This is a genomic window from Flavobacterium sp. (assembly GCF_049318185.1).
GTDB lineage: Bacteria > Bacteroidota > Bacteroidia > Flavobacteriales > Flavobacteriaceae > Flavobacterium.
In genome coordinates this window covers 1-6,766 of the sequence record NZ_JBMOGV010000115.1, presented here as the reverse complement: position 1 = coordinate 6,766, position 6,766 = coordinate 1, and the positions used below count along the sequence as shown (strand labels likewise).

At 33.3% G+C, this 6,766-nt stretch carries 4 protein-coding genes and 1 pseudogene; all 5 read right to left on the bottom strand.

Annotation, left to right across the window (positions count from 1 at the left end; translation table 11 throughout):
- Positions 1 to 184: pseudogene (locus ACOYLT_RS09615) on the bottom strand (monofunctional biosynthetic peptidoglycan transglycosylase); the annotation flags it as partial.
- Between the two features lie 3 nt (positions 185 to 187).
- On the bottom strand, positions 188 to 1,303 hold the full coding sequence (locus tag ACOYLT_RS09610) for an NAD(P)/FAD-dependent oxidoreductase (protein ID WP_422853638.1): 1,116 nt from the start codon (positions 1,301 to 1,303) through the stop codon (positions 188 to 190).
- A gap of 461 nt (positions 1,304 to 1,764) precedes the next feature.
- Positions 1,765 to 3,630: an OmpA family protein gene (locus ACOYLT_RS09605; RefSeq protein ID WP_422853637.1), complete on the bottom strand. Its 1,866-nt coding sequence runs from the start codon at positions 3,628 to 3,630 to the stop codon at positions 1,765 to 1,767.
- A gap of 20 nt (positions 3,631 to 3,650) precedes the next feature.
- A complete protein-coding gene (locus tag ACOYLT_RS09600; protein WP_422853636.1) occupies positions 3,651 to 4,574 on the bottom strand; it encodes a PorP/SprF family type IX secretion system membrane protein in 924 nt (307 codons plus the stop codon).
- 38 nt (positions 4,575 to 4,612) lie between these two features.
- The coding region (locus tag ACOYLT_RS09595) for a gliding motility-associated C-terminal domain-containing protein (RefSeq protein WP_422853635.1) at positions 4,613 to 6,766 on the bottom strand (2,154 nt) is incomplete at its 5' end.

Below are 6,766 nucleotides of genomic sequence, written 5' to 3'. Positions count from 1 at the left end.
CTAAAGGAACCCAATCGTGACTGTAAATAGCGTCTTGATTATCTGATTTAAATTCTATGATTCTTATTACCATTAATGGTGTAAAGGGAATAGGTATCCATTTGAAAATAATGACAGACAAGATGGAAAGTCCAAAAAACCATAGCATAATTTTCCAAATCAATCGAGTAATCTTTCTAAACATATTTTATTTTACTAAATCGGCTAATTCTTGCCCTATTAAACTTCCAATCGCAACTCCCATTCCACCTAGTCTTACTCCGCAATACACATTTTCCGAAAGTTGTTCAACTATTGGATTCTTACTGGAACCTAATCCCATAATGCCACTCCATCGATGCGCAATTTTGAAATCGGTGTTTGGTAAAATTACTTCTTTTAATAATTCCTCCAAACGATTTTGAATTAATTGTGTTTGACCTAATTCAGTGGTGGTTTCGCCTTCGAAATCTAAATTTCTTCCTCCACCTATTAATATTCTATCATCAATGTTTCTAAAATAATAATAGCCCTTATCGAAATGAAATGTTCCTTTAATATCAAGATTTGGAATAGGTTCGGTTATCAAAACTTGAGCTCTTGCTGGTTTTACCTGATTATTTGTTAATTGTGACGCAAAACCATTAGTGGCAAATAAGAGTTTTTTTGAGTTGAAATTAAAATCCCCAATGGCAATTGCAACGCCATCGTTCTTTTCTTGAAAATGGGATACTTCGACTTGATTTAAAACCATAATATTATTTGAATTCGCTTTTTGTAATAAAGCATGCATCATCTTTCCTGTATCGATTTGGGCTTCGTATGGATTAAAAATCAAATATTCTTGAATGTTTTTGAAGTCAAATCGATCAACTTCTTTTGCAAATAAATCGTTTCTAAAAATAGGTTTCAGAATTTCATTGATAAATGGTAATTTTTGCAAACATTCATTGTAAATACTTTCATCATCCTTCAAAAACAATTCATATCCGCCATAAGGTTTGAAATCGATGGCTGAATCTCCGAGGTTTTTACGAAGTAATTGTAATCCGTTCCAACGTTTTTGAATTAATTGAATTACTTCTTCTTCACTATGTGATTTTAAATCGTCAAGTATTTCAGAAATACTACCAAAACATGCAAATCCTGCATTTTTTGTACTTGCCCCTTGAGGCAATATCCCTTTTTCTAACACTAGAATTTTACTTTCGGGATATTTTTCTCTTAAAGTAAGTGCGCAATGTAAACCAACAATACCGCTTCCAACAATTGTATAATCAATAGCTGTAAACCAATTTTTAAGTTCCCAATAGCTAAAATTCATTTAAATAATTTTTTCTAAAAATACTTTTTTCAGATAAAACCTAAAGCACTTTTAGTGAAAATTTATACTTTTCTGACGAATTACTTTTATTATATCTTTTTCTGGTAAGTATTTAAGTAACCGTTTACCTGCTTAATACTAGTTTAAGCAAATAAAGAAATGATTTTTCAAAATTAATTTTACTTTTTACGCGCTAATTTATGCTAACTAAATGTCCTGTAAACTATTAAAACTAAAGGTTAAATCTAGCTAGTTCAAAGGAACGTTTTATCAAAGAATAAATTTACTTGATAATAGTTTATCGAAAATCTCCCTAAAATGAAAATCACCCAAAAAGTAAGACACTATTCTAAGCAGAACTATTTATATAAGTTTGAATCGTATTAAATCAAAATTTTATATTTAAAAAAACAAAAAGCCCCAAGTAATTCTTAGGGCTTAATATTAGTTTTTCTTAATTACTACTTTACAATCAAGAATTCTGAGCGTCTGTTTTGGGCATATTGCTCATCAGTACAAGCTTCGCCACAATCTACTTTTGGTTCTAACTCACCCATTCCTTTTCCAGAAATTCTGCTTGCTTCTATGCCTTTAGAAATAATGTACTGAACGGTTGATTTTGCTCTTCTATCAGATAATGATAAGTTATATTGGTCACTTCCTCTGTTATCGGTATGTGATTTGGTAAAGATGACCATTCTATCATTATTTTTCATTACTTGAACTAATTTATCCAACTCAAAAGCACCTTCTTGCGTGATGTTACTCTTGTCAAATTCAAAATAAATAGGTTTTAAGATAACCTCCGTTTCGGTAACAATAACATCTATTGGTTGTAAAGCAGCATCCACTTTTGTTGTTGTCCCTTTACTTTTAGTTACTGCAAAAGTGTTGCTTTCAAAACCATCTTTTGAAGCTTGCACCACATAAGCCCTGTCACATTCTACCATGTATTTCACTTCCCCTTTTTCGTTTGACATTTCTTTAGCAATGACATTCTTTTTGTCATCTAAAATAGCTACGCTAGCATTAGCTAGGATTTCGCTAGTTTTTGCATTGGTCACCACTATAGAAACATCAACTCCACAAATAGGATTTACGGCAAAGATATCGTCGTTCCCATTTCTGTTACTAGATAAGAACCCTACTTTTTTACTTCCGTTAAATGTGAAAGCAAAATCGTCTTTTTCTGAATTGATAGGTTTGCCCAAGTTAGAAGCTTCGCCTTTAGTCAAATCAATTTGATAAATATCTAACCCTCCAAAACCTTGTCTTCCGCTTGAGGCAAAGAATAATGTTTTGTTGTCATCAGCAATAAAAGGGAAACTCTCATTGCCTTCTGTGTTTACTTTTACACCTAAATTTTGAGGTTCTCCATAGGTTCCGTCAGCATTAATACTTACTTTCCAAATATCTGTCCCTCCTATGCTTGATGGCCTATTTGATGAAAAATATAATGTCTTTCCATCACGACTTAAACTTGGATTACTGTTTGAAAAAGTTTTATCATTAAAAGGTAAAGCTTTAATATCATCCCATTTATCACTTTCTCTTGTTGCTTTAAACAAATAAACTTGACCAAATTTAGCGTTAGCTTTTTTGTCTTTCTCTGATACTTTTTCTTTAAAACTCTCGCTAGCAAAATAGATAGTTTTACCATCAGAACTTAGGGTCACTGGGCCATCATGCCATTTTGAATTTAATTCAGTAACTGTCAAAGCATTGGATATAGTGCCATCGGAGTTATAATCTGCTTTGTAAATATCTAAGAAAGGTTCATCGGTCCAACCGTAGTTTTTACGAGCACCATTTCTGGCACTAGCAAAATATAATGCATTATTATAAAGTACTGCCCCAAATTCTGATTTATCACTGCTAATATCTGAAGATTTTACATTATACTGTTTTTCTTTGTCAAACAATCTAGGTATGTAATTTGGGTTTTCTTTGAAAGCTTTAGCACGGTTATCATTTGGTGCTGCTGTGGCAAATTTTTGCATTTGTTTGTTTGCTTCTTCATATTTCCCATTGGCTTTTAACATTTGAGCGTAACGATAATAGGTTTCTGTATCTTGACTAGTTTCTGTCGCTTTTGCATACCATTTTACGGCTTCTTTTGAATTGAACATGTTGTAGTAACTATCTGCTAATTGCTTATAAACATAATCAGAAGATTTTCCATTCTCAATAAGTTTTAGGTAAGCTTTTGCAGCATCAATATATTCATATCTGTCGAATAATTTGTCAGCTGATTTCGTGTCTTTGTTTTGCGCCGATATAGTAAAACTAATGGCTACGAAACTAATTGCTATATATAGATTTTTCATTTTTTAGGTTTCTTAATAGGTTAGAAATATCTTGGTGAACGTGATACTTTTTTCGGGAAATTCAAATCGAATAACAACATTACCTCGTGTGAGGCTGGTGTTACAACATTCAAATCTGAAATAATATGGTCGTATGCATAACCTATTCTTAAACTTGGAGTAACAGCAAAATTTACCATTGCTCCGAATGAATCTTGTAATCTATAGGTTGCTCCTAATTCTAATTTATCATATAACATAAAGTTAGTTGAAACATCAACAGAGGTTGGTGCATTCAATGATGATTTTATCATGGCAAAGGGTTTGAATTTTAAATTTGGATTCAAATCAAATACATATCCTCCAGTTAAAAAATAATGCAACACTTCTGTTCCATATTTTCTTCCATCAAAATCCAAATATTTTGTTTTTAACATATTGGGAACAGAAAAAGCCACATAATATTTATCTGAATAATAGAAAACTCCAGATCCAACATTTAAAAACGTTGCGTTAGGATTACCCGCACTAAAAGGATCTTCTGGAACTTGTTGCGGTAATGTTTGAAATATATAATTAAAATCAATTTTATGCATGGTTAAACCCGCTTTTAAACCAAAGGCTAATCTATTATCGCCTCCCAAGTTTAGAGTATAGGAGAAATCTCCATAAAAATTATTTTCTTCTACAGGTCCAATCTTATCGGAAATTACAGAAAGTCCTAAACCAACATTTCTTCCCACAGGACTGTGAATAAAAAAGGTTCCTGTTGTTGGGGCATCATCTATTTCTACCCATTGTTTTCTGTATAAAAATCCTCCTGATAAGCTTTCTTTTGAGCCAGCATAGGCCGGATTAATGACCCCCATATTATACATATACTGAGTATAATTTGGGTCTTGCTGTGCTTCTACCTTAGTAAGTATTGATAAAGCTAATATGGCAATGAAATATAGTTTCTTCATTTTGTTTTGTTTTATTTTGAATGCAAATTGATATTGTCTTATTGTGCTCTGTTGATGTATATCCATCCTGATTCATTTTGACCATTATCACGGGCAATAACATAATAATAGGTTCCATCAGGAAGTTCATCCCCTGTGCTAGATTGACCACCCCATTCATTGGTATAATTGTTTTTATCATAAACTTTTAAACCATATCTACTGAAGATAGTCAATTTCTTAACATTAAATCCTGATAGGTCAAAAGTATCGTTCTTCCCATCATTATTAACTGAAATTCCTTTTTGAATTACACAATTTATTGAGTCAACAGAAACTGGTAACGAAACGCTTGAACAACCATTACTTGTTACAGTTACAGTGTAAGAACCTGTTTCAGTTACAGTTATGCTTTGCGTACTTGTTCCAATAACTTGTCCAGAACCATTGCGCCATGTATAAGTAGCAGTTTCAGGGTTAAATGAATTATCAAGAGGTAACGCTGTAAGTGTGTATTTATTACTTTGACAGCCGCTATCCACATTTATTTGTACAGGGGCAGTTATCTCAACCGTTGTAGTACTTGGAGTTGTTAGCTCACAATTAGCTGCATTAGCAATTACAGTATATATAATAGGATGAGATCCTGCACTACTGTTACCAAGATCTATCTCTCCAGTATTTGGGTTAAGACTTATCGCTGTTGTTGAAGAATAAATTCCTCCCGAAGTAAATCCGATTGAAGAAGTATTAGGGAGTGGATTTGATCCGCCAAAACAAAATGGTGAAGCATAAGAAATGTTTGTCCCTAATGTAACCATTGATTTTATAGTGATTGAAGCAGTCGAAGTTCCTCCTGCCAAACAAATTGAATTGTTCGGATTTACAAGATAAGACACGGTATAATCCCCCGGTGTAGAAGTAGCAAGATTAATTAATCCTGAATTTGCATCAATGCTTAACCCTGCTGGTGCACTATATTGCCCACCAGTAGTAAACCCATTAACAGTTATTGGCGTTGGATTAGTCGTGCTATTTTTACAAACAGGAGTAGTGTAGCTAAATCCTAATACTGTTGGAGATAATGTTACAGAATTGATAGTTACTGGTTCAGGATTTGAATAACATCCAGTAACTAAATCATGAACCGTAATGGTATGATTTCCTGGAGCAACTCCTGCAAAAGTAGTGCCTGATTGATAAGTCCCATTATCCAAACTATATTCATAATTATTAGCGCTTAGTGTATGTTGACCAATGTTAGAATAATCTACAACCGTGGCAACATCATCTATTATAACCCAATCAGCAGAGTTCCATGTAAGGCTTGGAACTGTAGCTGTAGGCAATCTTCTGTAAGTATAACCTGCTTGCCCTAGGGGTGTAAAACTAACACCTGCAGTATCTCCCCATAAATCAATATCTAAGCCAGTGTCAACTTTAGTTAATCTAATGTTATCATCATTATTAACTCCACTACAACCAGAGAAAACTAAATTTGGAGTTATACCGCCTTGATTGGAAGCTGAACCTATAGCAATAACAACAGTGCTATTATTGTTTATAATACCTGATAAAGTGTTATCACAAGAGGAATTTACAGTAGCTGAACCATTATTGTAGGTATTTAATTTATAATTACTTAAATCAACTGGCGACCCTGTTCCATTATATATTTCTACATATGTTAGAGCTCCTAAACCATTTGGGGCATCCGTTACTTCAGAAATAAATAAGTTTGCAGGTAAACCACTTCCTGACCCATTAAGAGGACTAGTAACTTCAATCGTGCCCGTTGGAATTGCACAAGTTGGTTGAGTAACATTTAGAATTGGAATCGGAGCTGCATTTATAGTAACGGTAAATGATTTTTCATTCGTACAACCATTATTATTTGCATAAACATAAATAGTTTGTGGAGATGTAATAGGAACCGTAATATCTATAGGAGTTCCTAATCCACCTGATTGAGAGTAATAGCTACCAACGTTTAATACTGGTAATGTATAAGTATTACATACCGATACAGCGGCAGGTTGAGGTATATTTGGTACACCTATTATTTCAACTTGAGTTGAAGGATTTCCGGCGGTACAAATAGAACCAGGTAAACCATAAACTACATTATAATTTCCCGGCGAACTTAAACTTGGATTTATCATACCTGTTGTTGGATTAATACTCAAACCAACATTAGGAATTGCAGAATAACT

Coding starts and splice junctions, on each gene's coding strand:
- ACOYLT_RS09610 (WP_422853638.1), bottom strand. CDS start 1,303: ATGAATTTTAGCTATTGGGAACTTAAAAATTGGTTTACAGCTATTGAT.
- ACOYLT_RS09605 (WP_422853637.1), bottom strand. CDS start 3,630: ATGAAAAATCTATATATAGCAATTAGTTTCGTAGCCATTAGTTTTACT.
- ACOYLT_RS09600 (WP_422853636.1), bottom strand. CDS start 4,574: ATGAAGAAACTATATTTCATTGCCATATTAGCTTTATCAATACTTACT.